21 protein-coding genes are annotated in these 19,510 nt (G+C 60.3%); all 21 read left to right on the top strand.

The features are described 5' to 3' along the window. Positions 1 to 145 precede the first annotated feature (145 nt). Positions 146 to 862, top strand: coding sequence for a beta-ketoacyl synthase chain length factor (locus tag B2J86_RS07945; RefSeq protein ID WP_173025158.1), 717 nt, complete (start codon positions 146 to 148; stop codon positions 860 to 862). Then, complete coding sequence (locus tag B2J86_RS07940) at positions 855 to 1,631, top strand: 1-acyl-sn-glycerol-3-phosphate acyltransferase (RefSeq protein WP_173025157.1); 777 nt, start codon at positions 855 to 857, stop codon at positions 1,629 to 1,631. The genes B2J86_RS07945 and B2J86_RS07940 overlap by 8 nt, the downstream gene beginning before the upstream one ends. Next, entirely contained in the window at positions 1,618 to 1,896 is a 279-nt protein-coding gene (locus B2J86_RS07935; RefSeq protein WP_173025156.1) for a phosphopantetheine-binding protein, read from the top strand. Before B2J86_RS07940 ends, B2J86_RS07935 begins: the two co-directional genes overlap by 14 nt. A 28-nt stretch (positions 1,897 to 1,924) precedes the next feature. Continuing rightward, on the top strand, positions 1,925 to 2,185 hold the full coding sequence (locus tag B2J86_RS07930) for an acyl carrier protein (protein ID WP_173025155.1): 261 nt from the start codon (positions 1,925 to 1,927) through the stop codon (positions 2,183 to 2,185). 18 nt (positions 2,186 to 2,203) lie between these two features. Further along, entirely contained in the window at positions 2,204 to 2,791 is a 588-nt protein-coding gene (locus B2J86_RS07925; protein WP_371736279.1) for a hypothetical protein, read from the top strand. Positions 2,792 to 2,796: 5 nt separating this feature from the next. Further along, a complete protein-coding gene (locus B2J86_RS07920) occupies positions 2,797 to 4,503 on the top strand; it encodes an AMP-binding protein (RefSeq protein WP_173025171.1) in 1,707 nt (568 codons plus the stop codon). A gap of 2 nt (positions 4,504 to 4,505) precedes the next feature. Beyond that, positions 4,506 to 5,270, top strand: a complete 765-nt coding sequence (locus B2J86_RS07915) for a glycosyltransferase family 2 protein (protein ID WP_173025154.1) — start codon at positions 4,506 to 4,508, stop codon at positions 5,268 to 5,270. A gap of 98 nt (positions 5,271 to 5,368) precedes the next feature. Then, entirely contained in the window at positions 5,369 to 6,253 is an 885-nt protein-coding gene (locus tag B2J86_RS07910; protein ID WP_254067998.1) for an acyltransferase, read from the top strand. A gap of 36 nt (positions 6,254 to 6,289) precedes the next feature. Then, complete coding sequence (hutH, locus tag B2J86_RS07905; RefSeq protein WP_173025152.1) at positions 6,290 to 7,840, top strand: histidine ammonia-lyase; 1,551 nt, start codon at positions 6,290 to 6,292, stop codon at positions 7,838 to 7,840. Then, complete coding sequence (locus B2J86_RS07900) at positions 7,830 to 8,270, top strand: thioesterase family protein (RefSeq protein ID WP_173025151.1); 441 nt, start codon at positions 7,830 to 7,832, stop codon at positions 8,268 to 8,270. Before hutH ends, B2J86_RS07900 begins: the two co-directional genes overlap by 11 nt. After that, on the top strand, positions 8,267 to 8,947 hold the full coding sequence (locus B2J86_RS07895; protein WP_173025150.1) for an outer membrane lipoprotein carrier protein LolA: 681 nt from the start codon (positions 8,267 to 8,269) through the stop codon (positions 8,945 to 8,947). The genes B2J86_RS07900 and B2J86_RS07895 overlap by 4 nt, the downstream gene beginning before the upstream one ends. 12 nt (positions 8,948 to 8,959) lie before the next feature. Continuing rightward, the gene (locus B2J86_RS07890; protein ID WP_254067997.1) at positions 8,960 to 11,326 is read left to right on the top strand and encodes an MMPL family transporter; all 2,367 of its coding nucleotides are present in this window, start codon (positions 8,960 to 8,962) and stop codon (positions 11,324 to 11,326) included. Between the two features lie 115 nt (positions 11,327 to 11,441). After that, positions 11,442 to 12,683, top strand: coding sequence for an NAD(P)/FAD-dependent oxidoreductase (locus B2J86_RS07885; protein WP_173025149.1), 1,242 nt, complete (start codon positions 11,442 to 11,444; stop codon positions 12,681 to 12,683). 11 nt (positions 12,684 to 12,694) lie between these two features. After that, positions 12,695 to 13,324 (top strand): DUF3261 domain-containing protein, encoded by a 630-nt coding sequence (locus tag B2J86_RS07880; RefSeq protein WP_173025148.1) that lies wholly within the window; start codon positions 12,695 to 12,697, stop codon positions 13,322 to 13,324. Next, complete coding sequence (locus tag B2J86_RS07875; RefSeq protein WP_173025147.1) at positions 13,321 to 14,514, top strand: beta-ketoacyl-ACP synthase; 1,194 nt, start codon at positions 13,321 to 13,323, stop codon at positions 14,512 to 14,514. Before B2J86_RS07880 ends, B2J86_RS07875 begins: the two co-directional genes overlap by 4 nt. Before the next feature lie 13 nt (positions 14,515 to 14,527). Further along, a complete protein-coding gene (locus B2J86_RS07870; RefSeq protein WP_173025169.1) occupies positions 14,528 to 15,007 on the top strand; it encodes a hypothetical protein in 480 nt (159 codons plus the stop codon). Then, positions 15,000 to 15,743 carry a 3-ketoacyl-ACP reductase FabG2 gene (locus B2J86_RS07865; protein ID WP_173025146.1) on the top strand — a complete coding sequence of 248 codons (744 nt, stop codon included), beginning with the start codon at positions 15,000 to 15,002 and terminating at the stop codon, positions 15,741 to 15,743. Before B2J86_RS07870 ends, B2J86_RS07865 begins: the two co-directional genes overlap by 8 nt. Further along, entirely contained in the window at positions 15,740 to 16,984 is a 1,245-nt protein-coding gene (locus tag B2J86_RS07860) for a beta-ketoacyl-ACP synthase (RefSeq protein ID WP_173025145.1), read from the top strand. Before B2J86_RS07865 ends, B2J86_RS07860 begins: the two co-directional genes overlap by 4 nt. Positions 16,985 to 16,993: 9 nt before the next feature. Further along, a complete protein-coding gene (locus B2J86_RS07855; RefSeq protein ID WP_173025144.1) occupies positions 16,994 to 17,389 on the top strand; it encodes a hypothetical protein in 396 nt (131 codons plus the stop codon). A gap of 65 nt (positions 17,390 to 17,454) precedes the next feature. After that, positions 17,455 to 17,889: an excinuclease ATPase subunit gene (locus tag B2J86_RS07850; RefSeq protein WP_173025143.1), complete on the top strand. Its 435-nt coding sequence runs from the start codon at positions 17,455 to 17,457 to the stop codon at positions 17,887 to 17,889. After that, the gene (locus tag B2J86_RS07845) at positions 17,886 to 18,650 is read left to right on the top strand and encodes a 4'-phosphopantetheinyl transferase superfamily protein (protein ID WP_173025142.1); all 765 of its coding nucleotides are present in this window, start codon (positions 17,886 to 17,888) and stop codon (positions 18,648 to 18,650) included. Before B2J86_RS07850 ends, B2J86_RS07845 begins: the two co-directional genes overlap by 4 nt. Positions 18,651 to 19,510: the final 860 nt, after the last annotated feature.

Raw genomic sequence — 19,510 nt, 5'->3', positions numbered from 1 at the left:
ATTTGGTATCGAAATGTACTTTGTGTAGACTCGCTGCATCTCGGGCCGGCGTACTGTCACTTTTTTAATGTGCTGCCACTTAGGTTGCATAAGAACATGGGAGTGAGTTGTGTGCGTTGCGTTTGCCTTGCGGGCATGGTCTGCCATGGCGCCCGGTCTGCTCAGTCCCGCGCAGTGGATACAGTGGACAGAGGCCGCCACTTTGCCTGCGGGTGAGCTGATTGTTGATTTGCCCAGGGTTCCGTCCATGTCGCGCCGCAGACTGGGGCGCCTGGCCAAGATGGCGGTGTCGGTAGCGGACGATGTGCTTGAGCAAGCGCAGTCTGCAGATATTCCCGTGGTGTGGGCATCGCGCTATGGCGATGCGGACAAGTCCCTTGCCTTGCTTCAGTCCCAAGCCGTGCAAGAACCCATGTCTCCCGCTGCCTTTGGGTTGTCGGTACATAACGGCATTGGCGCCCAGCATTCCATTTTGCGCGGTATGCATGCCAATGCCGTATGCGTGGCCTCATCGCATTGCGCCCCGGAGGCCGGGGTGGTAGAGGCTATGGGCCTGCTGCACGAAGGCGCGCCAGAAATCTTGCTGGTCTGCTATGACGAGCCACTGCCGCAGACCTATTCCCAGTTTCATGACCAGCCAAGCGCGCCCTTTGCTTGGGCTGCGCTGCTGACGTGCTGTGTAAGCGGCGTTCCCGGATTTTCATTGCAGGCAATGTCGGATGGGTGTGATGTAGCAGAGACATCCGACCGTGTTTTGCCCCATGGCTTGGATGTGCTGCATTTTCTGCTGACACCAGAGCGTCAGGCACTGCAGCGCCACCATGCGTCGGGCTTATGGCAGTGGGAGCGCCTGCATGCTTGAGAGGCTGAACCGCGCCTGGCGTATTGTGGCCACGGGTCTTTGTTTTTCCGTGTTTGGCCTGGGCGGTCTGGTGTTGCGCTGCGTGTTCTTCCCCGCCCTCATGCTGAGCGTGCGCCAGCCCGCGCGGCGGCAAGAGCTGTCGCAGGCGGTGATTCACCATAGTTTTCGTTGGTTTGTGGCCTTGATGCAGGGCGTGGGCGTGCTCTCGTTTGAGGTGAGCGGTATGGAGCGGCTGCAGCGCCGCGGGCAGTTGATTCTGGCTAACCACCCGTCCTTGATCGACGTCGTGTTTCTGATTTCCTTTGTGCGGCATGCCGACTGCATCGTCAGAGCCGCGCTGGCGCGCAACCCTTTTACGGGCGGGCCCATCCGTGCCGCGGGGTTCATTACCAACAACGGCGGTGCAGAGCTGTTGCAAGACTGTCTTGAGTCGTTGCAAGCAGGGAATAACCTAATCATCTTCCCCGAAGGCACGCGCACACCCCTGCAGGGAAGCGCCAAGCTACAGCGCGGCGCGGCCCATGTGGCGGTCAAGGGGCGCGTCGATATCACGCCAGTGCATATTCACAGCAGTTTGCCCATGCTGACTAAGGGCATGCCCTGGTGGCAGGTGCCGCTGCGAAAACCCCATTTCACCATCCAGGTTCGTCAGGATATTGCTGTGGACGAGTTTTGTGTCGCCGCCGACAGTGAATCTCTGGCGGCGCGCCACGTGACCGCCTATTTGTCAGAGCAACTTTTTAGGGAGCCTTCGCGTGCTTCAATTTGAGCAAGAAATCAAAGAACTCATTATTTCGTCCCTGGCGCTGGAAGACATCACGCCGCAGGATATTGATGCTGCGCAGCCACTGTTTGTAGATGGCCTGGGATTGGACTCCATCGACGCGCTGGAACTGGGCCTGGCGCTGCAAAAGCGCTATGGCGTGACCATGTCCGCCGATTCCGAGCAGACCCGCAAGCATTTCGGCAGCGTGCAGGCGCTGACCGCTTTTGTGGTGGCCCACCGTGAGTGCGTCGGGTCCACTGCCGCATAGTCCGTTTGGTATTTACGCAAGTTCTGATATGAATAAACAAACCATTTACGAGCACATCGTCCATATTCTGCAGGAAACCTTCGACATTGAAGCGACGCGCATCACACCCGAAGCCCGTCTGTATGACGATCTGGATATCGATAGTATTGACGCTGTGGATTTGATCGTGCAGCTTAAGCCTTTGGTTGGCAAGCGCCTCAATGCCGAGGCCTTCAAGTCGGTGCGCACTATCCAGGAAGTGGTGGACGCGCTTTACCAGTTGGTTAATGAAGAGACGCCTGTCACCTGATGAAATAAGGCTGCCCGAATGATGCGCAAGGCTGCAACCGCGGTCCTGACGGTGTTGACAGTGCTCTACCCATTGGGCGTGTATGCCGCCATGGGACACGTGGAGCCGCATTGGCTTGCCCTGTTGCTGGTGGCCTTGGCTCTGGTGCGGGCGCTGCTCACGCAGCAACGCTTTTGGTGGACTGTGTCGGTAAGCGCGGCCGTGCTGGGTGTAGCTGCCTGGTGGTGGCAAGACCCGCTGGCGGTCAAGCTCTACCCGGTGCTGGTCAATGCCGTGCTGCTGGCAGTGTTTGCCTTCAGCTTGCACAAGCCGCCTTCGGTCGTGGAGCGGCTGGCGCGGCTGACAGAGCCGGACCTGCCGCATTCTGGTGTGCGGTATACGAAGCAGGTCACGGCGGTCTGGTGTGTTTTTTTTGTGCTCAATGGCGCGGCTTCGGCCTATACGGCCTGCTTTGGCAGCGATGCGGTCTGGGCGTTTTACAACGGGCTGCTGGCCTATTTGCTCATGGGTAGCCTCATGGGCATCGAGTGGTGCGTGCGCCAATGGGTCAAGCGTTGCAATGCGGTCGCCGATGGCGAGGCCCTGTCTGAGATAGCAAGGAGTTGAGCACGGTGAAGAGAGGCCTGGGGCTGGCAGATGTGGCGTTGCCGCAAGCGCGTGCGGTAACGCACGGTGTGGCCGTGGTAGACGGTCACGTGGTGACGCATGCGTACTGGGTGCGCTCGGTGCAAGCGTGGTGCGCGGCATTCCAGCGTGTGCCGGGCAAAGAGGTGGGTCTGTACTTTGATGACCCGCTAGCGTTCTCCGCCGCCCTTTGGGGTGCGTGGCATGCGGGTAAAACGCCGGTACTGGCCAGTGATTTACAGCCCCATACGCTGGCGCATTTGCTGCCCACGATGCAAGCCTGTGCAGGCTTGTTGCCGGGTGCGCTGCAGGCCGACGATGTGGAAGCTGATGCCGTGCAGCTGGCGCCATTACCGCTGGGCGATACCCAGGTGGCGCTGTTCACCTCGGGCTCTACGGGGCAGCCGGAGCGCATCGTCAAGCAACTGTCGCAACTCAATGCCGAAGTCCATGCGCTCGAGGCTGTTTTCGGCGCGGGCGTGGATGCGGTTGACCTGCGGGTTTTGGCCACGGTCTCACACCAGCATATTTACGGGCTGCTGTTTCGCATTCTCTGGCCTTTGTCGGCCGGGCGCAGTTTGGGCATGCACATGCTGCGCTACCCGGAAGAGTTGGTGCACCAGCTGTCGCAAGCGCAGAGCTACGTACTGATCTCAAGCCCCGCCATGCTGAGTCGCTTGCCAGCACATCTGGATTGGTCGCAGGCGGAAGAGCGTTTGCGGATCGTGTTTTCTTCGGGTGGCCCGCTGGCACCGGAGGCATCGGAGCATTGCCTGGGCTTACTCGGGCATTCGCCCACTGAAGTGTTTGGTAGCTCGGAGACCGGTGGTATTGCCTGGCGACGGCGTGCCGAGCAGGGGGATGCTTGGCAGCCCTTGCCGGGGGTGGAATTTCGGCTGGAGGACAGCGGTTGTCTGGCGGTTCGCTCCGCCCATTTGCCTGATGCAACTCAGTGGTGGGCCACGGCCGACCGCGCGCTACCGCTGGGCCGTGGTGCGGGGTTTGTGCTGCAAGGGCGAGTGGATCGCGTGGTCAAGATCGCAGAAAAGCGCGTTTCCCTGACCGCAATGGAAAACTCCTTACAAGCCCATGCCTGGGTGAAACTGGCCAAGGCCGTACTGCTGGAACAGACGGATGCGTTGGCGCGCGTGGGCATGGTGCTAGAGCTGAGCGATGCTGGCTGGCAGGCTTTGCAGCAGCAGGGGCGCAGGCAGGTAGGTGCTGCATTACGCACTAGCCTGGAGCCGCTGGTCGAGCGGGTAGCTTTGCCGCGCAGCTGGCGCTATGTGGCGCAGATGCCTCTAAACGCCCAAGGCAAGACCACGCAGCACAGTCTGTTAACCCTGTTCAATCCGCTCATGCCGCAACCCGAATGGACCGAGCGCAGCGCGCTCAAGGCCACGGCCAGCATGCGGGTAGAGTCCCATTTGCGTGTGCTGGAAGGGCATTTTCCCGATGCAGCCCTGGTGCCCGGCGTAGCCCAGCTGCACTGGGTAGTCAGCCTGGGTGCCCAAGCGTTTGGTATTACTCCACAGTTTGCGCGGGCCGAGGTGCTCAAGTTCCAGCAACCCATCTTGCCGGGCGATTACGTGCAAGTGCAGCTGCAGTGGCTGCCTGAAAAGAGCAGTTTACAGTTTGCTCTGGTGTCAGCACGCGGTACGCATGCCAGTGGGCGGTTGGTGCAGGGAGCATGAGTATGGTTTTTGCGCCAGTGGTGATTATCCCCGTCTACAACCACCCCGACACGATCGGTGCCATGGTGCAGGGCGTTCTGAGCGCAGGCTTGCCGTGCATCCTGGTGGATGACGGTTGTGAGCCCGTTTGCGCCGCGGTGCTGGACGCTTTGGCGCAAGAGCATGCGCCGCAGGTGACGCTGCTGCGCCTGCCGGTCAACGAGGGCAAGGGCGGCGCCATGATGGCTGGCATGCGCCATGCGCTGACCCATGGCTTTAGCCACGGCCTGCAGATTGATGCCGACGGCCAGCATGCGGTGGCCGATATTCCGGCCTTTGTGGCCCTGGCCCAGGCGCGGCCCCAGGCCATGGTGTGCGGTGCACCGCGCTATGACGCGAGCGTCCCGAAGGCCCGCCTATATGGGCGCTATGCCACCCATATCTGGGTCTGGATCAATACGCTGTCGCTGGATATTCAAGACTCCATGTGCGGTTTTCGTGTCTACCCTTTGCGCGCAGCAGTGGTGGTGCTCGATCGGGCGGTCATTGGCAAGCGCATGGAGTTTGATACCGAAATTCTAGTGCGCATGCATTGGCAGGGCGTTCCCTTTTTGACGCAGCGCACGGCGGTGACCTATCCGCAAGACGGCCTTTCGCACTTTCGCGTGTGGCGTGACAACGTGCTGATCTCGGGCATGCATGCGCGTTTGTTTGCCGGCATGTTGCTGCGCAGCCCGGTGTTGCTGGCGCGCAAGCTTGTGGGCCGCAAGGGCGAGGCGGTGGCATGAGCCAGTCGGTAAACGATGCTCGCCCGGGAGGTGCTGAAGGTGATACACCGCAAGCTAGGCATTGGGCCCAGATTGGCGAGAACACCTTTGTGGCCGGCATGTGGCTGCTCTATCAAGTGCACCGTTTTCTGGGGCGCTGGCCGTTTTTGTTGTGCCTGTATCCGGTGGTGGCCTACTACTGGCTCAGCCGCCCGCTAGCACGGCGCTCGTCGCTACAGTATTTGACGCGGCTGCAGCAGGCCCATGGTCTTTGGACCAAGCAACCGGGCTGGTGGCAAAGCCAGAAGCACTTTCGTATGTTTGCCCAGGTGATTCTCGACAAGCTGCTGGCCCTCACGGGCCGCTACCGCAGGGACAGCGTGCATTTTGCTGGGCGCCAGCCTTTGATTGACATGATCCAGCGCGGGCAGGGCGCCATTGTGGTAACGGCGCATATGGGCTGTCTGGAGCTGTGCCAGGCCATTGCCGAGCAGCGCTCGAACCTGCGCCTCAATATTCTGGTGCACACGCACCATGCACAGCAGTTCAATCGCTTGCTCAAGCGCTTGGCGCCCGACAGTGGCGTGCAACTGCTGCAGGTGGCCGAGTTCAGCGCCGCCACGGCCATGATGCTGGCCGAGCGCGTGGCGCGCGGCGAATTCATAGCCATTGCCGGTGACCGTGTGCCCGTGCGCGAAAGCAAAACTACGCGCGCGATGTTCTTGGGGCATGAGGCCGACTTTCCCTGCGGACCCTATGTGCTGGCAGCCGCACTCAAGTGCCCGCTGTACTTCATGGGCTGCGTGCACGACGGCACGGGTTATGCCGTGGAGTTTGTGGAGCTGGCCGCCCAGGTGGAGTTGCCCCGCGCTCAGCGTCAGCAGGCACTGGCCGACTATGCCGCGGCCTATGCGCAGCAAGTGGAGCGGCTGCTGTGCAAAGCCCCTTACGACTGGTTCAACTTCTTTCCTTTTTGGGAGCAGGGTAGCCGTCTTCGCCCTTGATGCGCTTTCCCACCTTCTTCGAATGAGTTTTTTCGCATGACACAGAACGCCAGCCCTGCGCTTGTCCTCTTTGATGGCAGTCCGCTGAAGATTGAGCAAATCGTTGCCATTGCCCATGGCCAGGCCAAGGCGGCGCTGTCGCCTGCGCCCGAATTCCGCGCCCGTATCCAGAAGGGGGCAGATTTCCTGGATCGTTTGCTGCGCGAAGACGGTGTGGTCTATGGCGTGACCACTGGCTATGGTGACTCTTGCACTGTGGTCGTGCCGCCGGAGTTGGTGAGCGAGTTGCCCCACCACCTCTATACCTACCACGGATGTGGTGCCGGACGTTTACTGACGGCGGTGGAAACACGTGCCGTGCTGGCCTGCCGCCTAGCGTCGCTGAGCCAGGGCTTTTCGGCTGTGAGCTGGGCCTTGCTGCAGCAACTCGAACATTTGCTGACCCACGACATCCTGCCGCAGATTCCGGCCGAAGGCTCGGTGGGCGCCAGCGGCGACTTGACGCCACTGTCCTATGTGGCCGCCGTGCTGTGTGGTGAGCGCGATGTGCTGTGGAGCGGGCAGGTGATGCCCGCTGCAGATGCCTTCCGGCAAACCGGCGCGACACCGTTGAAGCTGCGCCCCAAGGAGGGCTTGGCCCTGATGAACGGCACGGCCGTAATGACGGCGCTGGCCTGCCTGGCCTGGCAACGCGCGGATTATGTAGCGCGCCTTGCATGCCGAATTACGGCTGCAAACGTTGTGGGGATTGCAGGGAATGCTCACCATTTTGATGAAACCCTGTTTGCGACCAAGCCCCATCCTGGGCAGCAGCGTGCCGCAGCACGCATTCGCTGCGACCTGGTGGCTGAGGCGCCGCTGCGCAACTCCCACCGCCTGCAAGATCGCTATTCGCTGCGCTGTGCGCCCCATGTGATTGGCGTGCTGGAAGATGCCTTGCCGTTCATGCGCCAGTTTGTGGAAGGCGAGCTGAACTCGGCCAACGACAACCCCTTGATTGAGCCCGATCAGGAGCGTGTGCTGCACGGCGGGCACTTCTACGGCGGCCATATTGCCTTTGCCATGGATGCGCTCAAAACCGCAGTGGCCAATGTGGCCGATCTACTGGATCGCCAACTGGCCTTGTTGGTAGATACGCGTTACAGCCAGGGCCTGCCACCCAATTTGTCGGCCGTGCAGGGTGCACGCCAGCCGATCAATCACGGCCTCAAGGCATTGCAGATCAGTGTCTCGGCCTGGACTGCGGAGGCTCTGAAGCAAACCATGCCGGCTTCGGTGTTCTCGCGCTCTACCGAGTGCCATAACCAGGACAAGGTGAGCATGGGCACGATTGCCGCCCGCGATGCCCATCGGGTGCTGGAGCTGACCGAGCAAGTGATAGCCGCCATGCTGATTGCTGCGCGCCAGGCCGTGGTGCTGCGCCAGCGCGTGCAAGCCGACGTACCCGTGGGTCAGACCATGTTGGCCTGGATTGCCGATCTGGCCGAGCGCATTGCCCTGGTGGAGGAGGACCGCGCTCTGGATAAGGACTTGCAGCGCTTGCTGGTTGATATCCGCGCCCAGGCCTGGAGCTTGTATGTCCACTGAAAAAGAACTGGCCTCGCGCGAGCGTCTGAGCTGCGAGATTGATATTGCCCCAGCGTTCTATGACATCGACGTCATGGAAATCGTCTACCACGGCAACTATGTGCGCTATCTGGAGCTGGCACGCAGCGCCTTGCTGGCGCAGTTTGACTACGACTACCCGCGCATGCGCGATTCGGGCTTTGCTTGGCCAGTGGTGGATATGCGGCTCAAGTACGTGCGCCCGGCCACCTTTGGCCAAGCGCTCAAGCTCCGCGCAAACATTACGGAATGGGAAAACCGCCTGCGCATCGACTACGTGATGCGCGATGCGCAAACCGGCCAGAAGATCAACACGGCCCACACCATTCAGGTGGCGGTGGACATGCGCTCCAAAGAGATGTGCTTTGTCTGCCCGCCCGTGCTGTGGGAACGTTTGGGAGTACAGCCATGAAGGGCTTGGCAAGCTTGCTGCCACGCGCGCTGTGCGTGGCCCTACTGTGTGGTGGTCTGCTTGGCGCAGCGCAAGGGGCTCAGACTGCAGCACCAACCAAAGACGCTGCGAGCAGTAACGCTGCCACTCAGAGCTTGCTGGCCCAGGTGCGCCAGCGCGTGCTGGATGCGCCCGTAGTGCGCGGCCGCTTTGAGCAGCAAAAGACCATCAAGGGCTTCAAGCAGCCTCTGCGTTCCGCAGGGGACTTTGTGGCGGCGCGAGGCAAAGGCATCGTCTGGCATGTGGTGCAGCCCTTTGAGTCGCTGCTGATTGTCAAGCCTGACAGCTTGCAGTCCCGCCGTGGCGATGGCGAAGTCAGCATGCAGATGCGTGCCGAAGATGAGCCGGTGCTGCGCACGGTCAATGCCATGCTGTTTGCCGTAATGGCTGCCGATCTGGCGCAACTGACCCAATACTTTGAAGTTACGGGTCAGGTACAGGCCAGCGGCTGGAAGCTGCACCTGGTACCGCGCGACCCCATGCTGGCCCAGTGGCTCAAGGATGTAGAGCTGCAAGGCAACCAGTTTGTGCAGGACGTCAAGCTGCAGGAAGCCCGGGGTGACAGCAGTCATATCCGAATTCTGGAAGCCACCGCCGAGCGCACTTTGCGTGCTCGGGATGCGGCGCAGTTTGAGTAACACCAGAGCCGCATGCCGCATTCCCAAGATTTCGCCGCAATGAGCGATGCGGCGCCCGGCCACTTGTGGCGCTGGGCAGCCATTGGCTGGCTACTGTTTGTTATCTGTGTGGGCGCGCACCAATGGCGCTTTTGGCAGCAAGACCGCATCGACACTGATGTGCTGGCGCTGTTGCCCATCAATGAGCAGGCGCCCGATATTGCGCTGGTCACCCAGCAGATGGCCGATCAGCTCTCGCGCCAGATGGTGGTGGTGCTGGGTACAGCCCAGTGGCAAGACACGCGTGCGGCGGCACAGCAATTTCGCGATCAGTTGGCAGGACAGACGCATGTACCGCTGCGCGAGGAAGCCATTGCGCGCCAGACCTCGATGCAAGCAGCGCTAGACTTTTACCACCCTTGGCGCGAGCGGCTGCTGACAGCGCCGCAGCGTGAGCAATTGCCCAAGACCTCAGACGTTGCACTGGTGCAGCAGGCGTTGCAGGACTTGTACCAACCGGGCGTGCAGGCACGCCTGTCGGACTGGGTGAGCGACCCGCTGGGCTTGTGGACCCAGTGGTGGACGACCCGCGCCGCACAAAGCCAGGCCCGGCTCCGTGATGGCGAGTTGTGGGTGGCGGCAGACGGCCAGCAATGGGTGGTATTGCAGTACGCTTTGACGGGCTCGGCCTTCCGCCTCTCGGGTGAGCCGGTGCTGGATGAGGCCCTGCAGCAGGCGCTAGCCCAGGTGCAGACATCCTGGCCGGATGCCCGCATGCTAGTGGCTGGCGTGCCGTTGCACGCCGAGGTCGCTGCAGTGCAGGCGCATGGCGAGATCAACACCATTGGCTGGGGCTCCTTGGCCGGGGTGCTGCTGCTGGCCTGGCTAGCATTCCGTTCGGTGCGACCAGTGTTTTTAGTCGGCGTGTCCCTGCTGGTCGGCACGGCCGTGGCATTGAGCGTGACGGCGCTGCTGTTTGACCAAGTGCATCTGCTGACCCTGGTGTTTGGCGCCAGCCTGGTGGGGGTGGCCGAGGACTATGGCATCCATTACTTTGCAGCCCGCCAGGGCGAGCCACAGCGCACGCCCCATGGGCTGATGCGTGGCTTGCTGCCAGCCCTGTGGCTAGCGTTGGGCACCAGCATGATTGCATATCTAGCGCTGGGGGCTGCTGCGTTTCCGGGCTTGCGGCAGATGGCTGTGTTTTCGGTGGTGGGCTTGGCGGCAGCCATGCTTACAGTGGTGTGCTGGTTCCCTTGGCTGGACCGGGGCACGGTGCCCGCCAGCCGCGTGGCGACGTGCATTGGTCAGACATTGTCGGCGTGGCCGCGCTGGCGTCAGGCATTTGCGGGGTCACTGTTGCTGTGCATCGTCGCTGGCTTGGCGCTGTGGCAAGGCCAATGGCTGAATGTGCAAGACGATGTGCGCCAGTTGCAAAACGCATCCAGCAGTCTGGTTGCGCAGCAGCGCCAGGTCAGCGAAATGCTGGGTTTGCCCAGCCCGGCGCAGTTCTACCTGGTCAAAGGCAGCGATTCACAAGAGGTGTTGCAGCGCGAAGAAGCGCTCAAGGAGCGGCTGGATGCCTTGGTGCTGCAAAAGCAGTTAGCGGGTTATAGCGCCGTGTCGGACTGGGTGCCTTCGGCGCAGCGCCAGGCCAGCAATGCCCAGCTGGTGGAGCATGTGCAAAAGGTGGTGCTGCAAGGCGTCAACGTCCAGTTAGGCGAGTCCTTTGAACCGGCTGCCGCCAAACCTGCACCACCATTGACCGTGCAAGCCTGGCTGGCGCAGCCAATTGCGGCAGCTGCCCGTCCCCTCTGGTTGGGCGAGCAAGGCGGTGTGTACCGCAGCATGTTGATGCTGCGAGGTGTGCGTGGCCAGGAGGCATTGCCGGCTTTGGAGCAGGCGGCTCAAGGCCTGGAAGGTGTGACCTGGGTGGACAAACCCGCAGAAATATCGGGTTTGCTACAGCGCTACCGGATTTCCATGACCGAGTTGTTGGTTCTGGGCCATGTATTGGTGCTGGCGGCTCTGTGCCTGCGCTTTGGCCGCAAGGCCTGGCGGGCCTGGGTGCCCACGGTGCTGGCCAGCCTGGCCGTGGTGCTGGTGATGGCGGTGCTGGGCATGCCTTGGCAGCTGTTCAACGTGCTGGCACTGATGTTGTTGCTGGGCGTAGGCATTGATTACGGCATCTTCTTGCAAGAGCACGAAGATGATCCCCATGCTTGGTTGGCTGTGGTGGTTGGTGCGGGCAGTACCTGGCTGTCTTTTGGTTTGCTGGGCTTGTCGCAGACACCGGCTTTGAAAGCCTTTGGCATCACCTTGATGCTGGGCTTGCCCCTGGTGCTGGTGCTGGCGCCGCTGTTTCGCAGCCCAGTAACGGCCAAGAGTGGCAAGGCCTAAAGTGATTCCAATGATCGACAGCGGTTCCAACACCGTTTTATTGATCTAAACGATAAGAAAGGTGGCCTGGCAGCCGTGCCCATCCGGTACAGAGCCATGCCAAAAAGGAGTGGAAATGCGTCGAGTAGAACAAACAGAGATTTTGATTGTGGGTGCAGGCCCTTCGGGCGCTGTGGCCGCAGGCCTGCTGCGCAAGCAAGGCCGCAAGGTATTGATTCTGGAAAAAGAGACGTTCCCGCGTTTTTCTATTGGTGAGAGCTTGCTGCCCCAGAGCATGGCCTACATCGAAGAAGCGGGCATGCTGCAGGACGTGGTGGAAGCCGGTTTCCAGTACAAGAATGGCGCCGCTTTTGCCAAGGGCGATTTGCGTACGGCTTTTGATTTTCGCGACAAGTTCTCAGCTGGCTGGGGTACGACCTACCAGGTGCAGCGCGCCAACTTTGACAAAGTACTGGCCGATGCGGCAGAGAAGGTTGGTGCCGAGATTCGCTACCGCCACACGGTGACCGCCGTCGATGTCTCTGGCGATCAGCCGCAGGTGATGGCCCGCTCGCCCGAAGGTGAGGAATATGTGGTGCAGGCCCGTTACCTGCTGGATGCCAGCGGCTTTGCCCGGATCCTGCCGCGCTTGCTGGCGCTGGAGCAGCCTTCCGACTTCCCCGTGCGCGGTGCGCTTTTTACCCACATTGAAGACCGCATTGCTTCTGGTGAGATGGACCGCAACAAGATACTGATCTCGGTGCACCCCTTACACCAGGATGTCTGGTTCTGGACCATTCCGTTTTCCAACGGCCGTTGCTCGCAAGGCGTGGTGGCTACGCCGGAGTTTTTGGCGGGCTACCAAGGCACGGAAGTGGAGCGTTTGCGCGCCATCATTGCTGAGACTCCGAGCCTGTCGCATGTGCTGCGCAATGTGCACTGGGATACGCCGGGCCGCTCCATTACCGGTTATTCGGCCAATGTAACTTCGCTGTGGGGCAAGGGCTTTGCTTTGCTTGGCAATGCCGGGGAGTTTCTGGACCCGGTGTTCTCCAGCGGCGTGACGATTGCCTTCAAGTCGGCCAGCCTGGCTGCCCAGTGCATTGAGCGCATGTGGCAGGGCGAGACCGTGGATTGGCAGCAGGACTATGCCGTGCCGCTGCAGGCGGGGGTCAATACCTTCCGTGCTTTTGTGCAGGGCTGGTATGACGGCGGCTTTCAGGATGTGATCTTCCACGAAGGCCATAGCCCTGAGATACGCCGCATGATCGCCTCCATTTTGGCTGGCTACGCGTGGGACCAGAAGAACCCTTATGTGGCCGAGCCCCAACGACGCTTGCGTGTGCTGGGTGAGCTGTGCCGTTTGCAGGCTGCGTAGGCAGTGCCCGCGTGAGCAAGAGCGTAAGCACGATGCCGTTGCGCGGCTGGATGTCAGGCTTGGGCTTGGGCGTGTTGCAGTCCTTGCTGGCTGGCTGTAGCTCGGTGCCATCGGTATCGGTCGATGCAGGTGTTGCTGGGCAATCTGAGTCAGCACCGCTGCTGGCGCTGTCCCCGGCTGCTTTGGGCTGTGCTGTGTCCGTGCAGCAGCGCTTGACCGTCTTGCCCCCGAACCAGGCTCCGCAAGAGCTGGAGGCTTTGCTGGAGGTGGATGCCCAGGTGGTGCGCCTGGCCATCTTCCATATGGGACAGCGCATGGGAACCTTGCTATGGAACGGTCAGAAATTCGATCAGCAGCTGTCGCGCTGGTGGCCAGCGCAGCTGGCACCACAGCAAGTTCTCAGCGATTTGCAGCTGGCCCTGTGGCCTGCAAATGCGGTGCAGCAAGCCGTGCAATCCCCTTGGCGCGTAGCGGTGGATGCCAGCAGCCGTCAGCTGGTGCGTGGGGATCATGTGCAGAAACTGGTGCGCTATGTCGGGCCCAAGACGCTGGAAATCGTCTACCCGCAAGCCAGCTGGTCGCTGCGCATCGAGTCGCCCGAAGGCACAGCCTTGTGCCCTGTATCGTTGGAGCGGCCATGAAAGCCCATGTGTTCATGCATGCAGCCAGCGCATACAGCGCCTTGGGCACAGATGCGCAAAGCCTGCGAGATCAGATTTTTTCTGTGACCGATCCGCAGGCTTTGACGTGGACCGATTGCTACTCCTCGGGGCGGCAGCTCCCGCTGGGCTGCTTGCCGTCCAGCGTGGTACTGCCAGCGCTGGACTTTGCTCCCGCCTGGCAACGCTCTCGTAACAATGCGCTGGCCTGGGCCGCTGTGCGGGATTTGCGTGCCGATATCGACCAAGCCGTTGCGAAATGGGGCCCGGCACGCGTGGCGTTGATCGTCGGCACCAGTACGGCTGGAGTGCAAGAAGGCGAAGCTGCGGCCAGCGGCCTCCAGCAACATGGGCAATTTCCGCAGGGTTTTAACTATGCGGTACAGGAAATGGGAAATGTGGCCGTGTTCCTGGCCCAGCATTTGGGCATTCAGGGGCCTGCACACACTATTTCAACCGCCTGCTCATCAGGTGCCAAGGCCTTGGCGTCGGCGGCCCGTCTGTTGCGTTCGGGCATGGTGGATGCCGTGGTCGCCGGTGGCGTGGATGCCCTGTGCCGCTTCACCGTTGCGGGCTTCAGTGCTCTGGAGGCCGTGTCTGCGCAGCGCTGCAATCCCTTGTCGGCCAACCGCAATGGCATCAATCTGGGCGAGGCTGCGGCCTTTTTTGTGCTGAGCCGTGATCGCGGCCCTGTGCGGTTGGCCGGTTGGGGTGAATCTCAAGATGCCCACCATATGTCGGCGCCAGACCCCTCGGGTCAGGGGGCTGTGGCCGCCATGCAGCAAGCCTTGCAACGCGCGGACATGGTTGCGGCGCAGGTGGACTATGTCAACCTGCACGGCACGGCCACGCAGCACAACGATGCGATGGAGAGCAAGGCCGTGGCAGCGGTGTTTGGTGCAGAGGTCGCAGTCAGCTCCACCAAACCCCTGACTGGGCATGCCCTGGCCGCCGCTGGTGCGCTGGAGGCTGCCATTGCCTGGCAGGTGCTTCAGAGCAACCCAGAGGGAAAGCTGCCCGTTCACTGGTGGGATGGCGCTGCAGATGCCCAGCTGCCGGCGCTGGCCGTGGTGCAGCCGGGCACGCAACTGGGCCGCCCGGTGCGCGCCGTGATGAGTAATTCCTTTGCCTTTGGCGGCAGCAACAGCGCCTTGCTGTTTGAAGCGACATGAAGGTGGTTATGTGATGCCTGAATTTTTACCCATTGAGAATTACGTGCCGCACCGCAGCGCGATGCTGCTGCTGGACCGTTTGCTGGATGCCGACAACGAAAGCGCGGTGGCTGAGGTGACCGTACCCTGCGACGGGCTGTTTTTGCAAGACGCCGGCATGCCGGCCTGGGTAGGGCTGGAATACATGGCCCAGACCGTGGCTGCCTGGGCGGGCTGGCAGGCGGTGCAAAAGAGCGAGCCCGTCAAACTGGGCTTTTTGCTGGGCACGCGCAAATACAACGCCACGCAGGCATTTTTTGCCCCCGGAACTTGCCTGCGCGTGAGCGTGCACTGCGAGTTGGTGGCTGACAACGGCCTAGGCATGTTTGACTGCCACATCCACCACCAGGAACAAGAGCTGGCCGTGGCCCGCATTTCGGTCTACGAACCAGAAGATGGAAGTGCATATATTCACGCGCTGGAAAAAGAGGGAGCTGAGAGCCCAAATGAATGAGTCAATTCCCACACATACGGTGCTGGTCACGGGATCGAGCCGTGGCATTGGCCGTGCAATTGCCTTACGCCTGGCGCGCGACGGCTACGACATCGTGGTGCATTGCCGCAGTGGCCTTGAACTGGCGCAGAAAACCGTGGCAGATATCGAGGCCCTGGGCCGCAGCGCCCGCTTGCTGCAGTTTGATGTAGCCGACCGCGCCGCCTGCGCGGCCGCGCTGGACGGCGATATGGAACAGCATGGTGCCTACTACGGCGTGGTGTGTAACGCCGGTATTGCCCATGACAACGCTTTCCCCGCCATGACCGGGCAGGAGTGGGATGCTGTGGTGCACACCAACCTGGATGCGTTCTACAACGTGTTGCACCCTGTGGTCATGCCCATGGTGCGTCGCCGCAAACCAGGGCGCATTGTGACCCTGGCATCGGTGTCGGCCTTGATGGGCAATCGCGGTCAGACCAATTACAGCGCAGCCAAGGCAGGCGTGATTGGTGCCACCAAGTCACTGGCCATTGAGTTGGCCAAGCGGGAGATCACCGTCAACTGCGTAGCGCCCGGTCTGATCGACACCGACATGGTGAGCGACGAGGTGCTGGAGCACGCACTGGGCATGATTCCCATGCGACGCATGGGCTCGGTGGATGAGGTCGCCTCCGTGGTGGCATTTTTGATGGGACAGGATGCGTCGTACGTCACACGCCAGGTCATCTCTGTCAATGGAGGCATGATCGGATGAGTTCCATTGCTAAACGTCGTGTGGTCGTCACGGGAATTGGCGCGCTCAGCCCGCTGGGCAATGATTGGGCCAGCGTTCGCTCCCACCTGCTCAGTGGCCGCAATACCATCCGCGTCATGCACGAGTGGAAGGATTACGAAGGTCTTATCACCCAGCTGGGTAGCACCGTGCCAGCGTTTGAGCTGCCAGCGCACTACAACCGCAAGACAATGCGCAGCATGGGGCGCGTGGCGCTGATGGCCACACGCGCCAGTGAATTGGCGCTGGAGAACGCCGGTCTGCTTGGCGATCCCTTTGTCAAAAGTGGCCAGATGGGCGTGTCGTATGGCTCCTCGGCTGGTACGCCAGCAGCCATTGGCGATTTCGGCCGCATGATGGCGGAGAAAAGCACGGAAGGCATCAACGCCAACACCTACATCAAGATGATGTCGCACACGGCGGCCGTGAACATTGGCGTGTTCTTCGGCACCACGGGTCGCATCATCACCACGTCCAGCGCCTGTACCTCGGGCAGCCAGGGTCTGGGCTATGCGTTTGAAGCCATTCAAAGCGGCAAGCAGCTGGCCATGCTGGCAGGTGGCGCCGAAGAGCTGGATGCCACGCAGGCCGCAGTGTTCGACACCTTGTTTGCGACCAGCGTGAAAAACGACACGCCCGAGCTGACCCCGCGCCCCTTTGACGTCCATCGGGACGGACTGGTGCTGGGTGAGGGCGCCTGCACCTTTGTTCTGGAAGAGCTGGAGCACGCTAAAGCGCGCGGCGCCCGCATCTGGGCCGAGCTGATCGGCTTTGCCAGCAACTCGGATGGTACCCATGTGACCCATCCCAACCCCGCTACCATGGCGCAGGCTATGCGCATGGCGCTGTACGATGCTGGTGTGGCGCCAGGGGCGATCGGCTATATCAACGCCCACGGTACGGCCACGGACCAGGGCGATATCGCTGAATCCACGGCAACCCATGCGCTGTTTGGCGACCGCGTCCCGGTGAGCACCCTCAAAGGCTATATGGGCCACACCCTGGGTGCCTGCGGTGCGCTGGAAGCCTGGATGACGCTGGAGATGATGCGCGAAGGCTGGTTTGCACCCAATGCCAACTTGATCGAAACCGATCCGCGCTGCGCTGCGCTGGACTACATCATGGGCGAGGCGCGCCCGGTTAACACCGACGTGGTGATGAGTAATAACTTCGCTTTTGGCGGCATCAATACCTCTTTGGTTTTTAAGCGCTGGATGGATTAAAAAAAGATGATGAATAAATGGATATCTGCTTTTGCACTGACGGTGTTGGCTGTGTGCAGTACGGGCGCCAATGCCAGAAATACAGCTATATATGAGCCAGCCAAGGTACTTTCGGCAAGCCAGTCAGATGTTAATCTGCGGCAGATACGCGATCGCATTGCTATCGCAGGTCAATCACTGGGCTGGCAGGTTATCAGGGACGAGCCCGGTCGCGTGGATTTGCGTTTCGACAAGCAAGGAAAACATCAGGTAACTATTGCGGTTAATTATGATGAGTCCGGCTACGAAATCGAATATATCGATAGTGTGAATTTAAATTTTGCGCAAGAAGACGGTATTCGGAAGATTCACCCTAATTACAATCGATGGATTCGCAATCTCATCAAGAAAATTGGTGGGTTTTAAAACCTGATTGCATGGCCGTCTCAAGATTTATAACAAGTCTCCAAAATTAGAGGTGAGGGAAGCCTATGAAGCAGATCGCTATGGCATTGGTGGCCCTATCGGCCGTGACTTTGGTGCAAGCCCGTAATGATGCGCTGATGCTGCCTCTGGAACAGGTCGTGCAGATGGGCCTGGATCAGGGCAAGCTCGACGGCAGTGTCAAGTTCTACCTGTCGGGCGCCAAGACTCCCAAGACCAGCGCCAATCTTGGTGTGGACATCTCTAACAAGAAGACCAATGGTGTGGGCAAGGACGATGTCACTGCATGCAATTGGGCCGCATTATCGGTATTAATCGCTTTTGAAGCATCGGCCAAGCAAAAGGGCGCCAATGTAGTGGTGGACATACATAGCTTCTACAAGCGCAATGTAGTTAAGGACTCGGTGAACTATGAATGTCATGCGGGCAACATTATGACGGGCGTGACGCTCAAGGGCAGCTACGCGCGTATCGGCAATTGATTGCTACACCTGCGCTGCAGCTATTGGTCGCCGGGCAGTCCGCAATGTGGGAGCTGGCCCGGAATCAACCCGCAGGGTGGCTGACGCAGGATGAGCAGTCCCGGCTGGACAGCCTGAGCCGGTCGGGGCGGCGTCAGGAATTTCTGGCCTGCCGCTATGCCTTGCGCCATTTGCTGGCGTGGGCTGGAGGTATGCCAATAGAGCATTGGCAGCTTGATGCGAAACAGGGCAAGACCCCGCAATTGAATGTGGATCACCATGGCGCGGACGCAGCGGCTGCATTCAATTTATCGCTCTCCCATAGCGACCTGTTTTTAGCGTGCGCAGTCGCTTCCAAGCCGGTTGGCATTGATTTGGAAGTGCTAAATCCCGTAACTCACAGAATAAATGTGCTGACGTTGGCTGAAATGGCTTGCAGTGCGCGAGAAATCGATTATTTGAAGTCGATCAATTGTGAGAGTCTGCAGCGGCAGCAGTTTTTACGGTGCTGGAGTTTGAAAGAAGCTTATTTCAAATTCATGGGGTCTGGCGTTGATTTTTCTACGATTCGTCTTTTGGAGTGTCGCCCTTTGATTGAAAGTGGATTTCATGTCTTGGCATATGCGAAGTCATGGCAAGGCATCACAGATCAGGGTCAAGAAATATTTCTTGCGATTTGCACTAAAGAAAGTATTCCGGAATCCCAATTGACTGTTGGATCTGATATTGCATGGCATCAAGAGTGCGACTGGAGTCTGATTGGACTCTCCTCGGACAAGTAGTCAAGCAGTTGGTTGCGCAGGACGACTCTCATTACCAGTCGACACGAGCCGGAGCGCATGCGCTGAAGTTCTAGCTCGACCAGACGGCAGCGTCTGCGATGGCTACCTACACATCAAATCAACCCGCTATCACTAACCTGTCCGGCTGTTTTTACAGAGTTTATTTTCTATCAGAAGGTTAAAACCGCCGGCTTCCAGCGGGTCAGCTTCAGCTAGGAATTGGTGCCGTGCGACCGGTTCACGCTGGTTGCCGTCATCCAGTTTTGGCGGACCGATGACCACTGCCGCCATTACCGGTCATTGGGGTCTTCGCGGGCAGAGTGTCCGCTGCACTGCCAGGACCGGCCACTGGGCAGAGCTCTCGCATAGGCGGCTGCCGGACGACACGGAAAAATAACCAATATCACACCAAAGCCGACTGCCTTCGCCGCTCAATAATTTCGAAGCGCCGGCTTAACGTCGGCGACGGGTCGGTTAGGCGCTTGCGCAACTCCGGCAGTGCTGCCTGCATGGTATGCGACACACACATTGACGTGGATGCCGAAGTCGCCGTGGGCGATGCGATTGAGCGTCTGGCGCACTACCCGCACGTCCCCGGGGCGATTAGACTCGCCGGGAATGGCCGCTTCCAAGAAGTACGACCATTTCTTGTGGGTCGGTTGCGTGATTCGGCCGGACGGTGTAGCAGTCATCCAACGGCGCGCGACCCATGGCTGCGCACTAGATCGTCGTAAATGATGGAAGCCCCTCAGGACCGGTCCTTCGTGCGTTTATTACCCGGACGCATCAATGGCCGGTATGCCACCGACAGCGTGAGTCGCCTCCTCCGGTGGTCGATGGTCAGCAAACGCTGCACAACA

Origin of the sequence: Acidovorax sp. SRB_14, assembly GCF_012932145.1 — a bacterium.
Taxonomy (GTDB): Bacteria; Pseudomonadota; Gammaproteobacteria; order Burkholderiales; family Burkholderiaceae_C; genus Simplicispira.
This window is presented reverse-complemented; position numbering and strand designations above follow the sequence as displayed.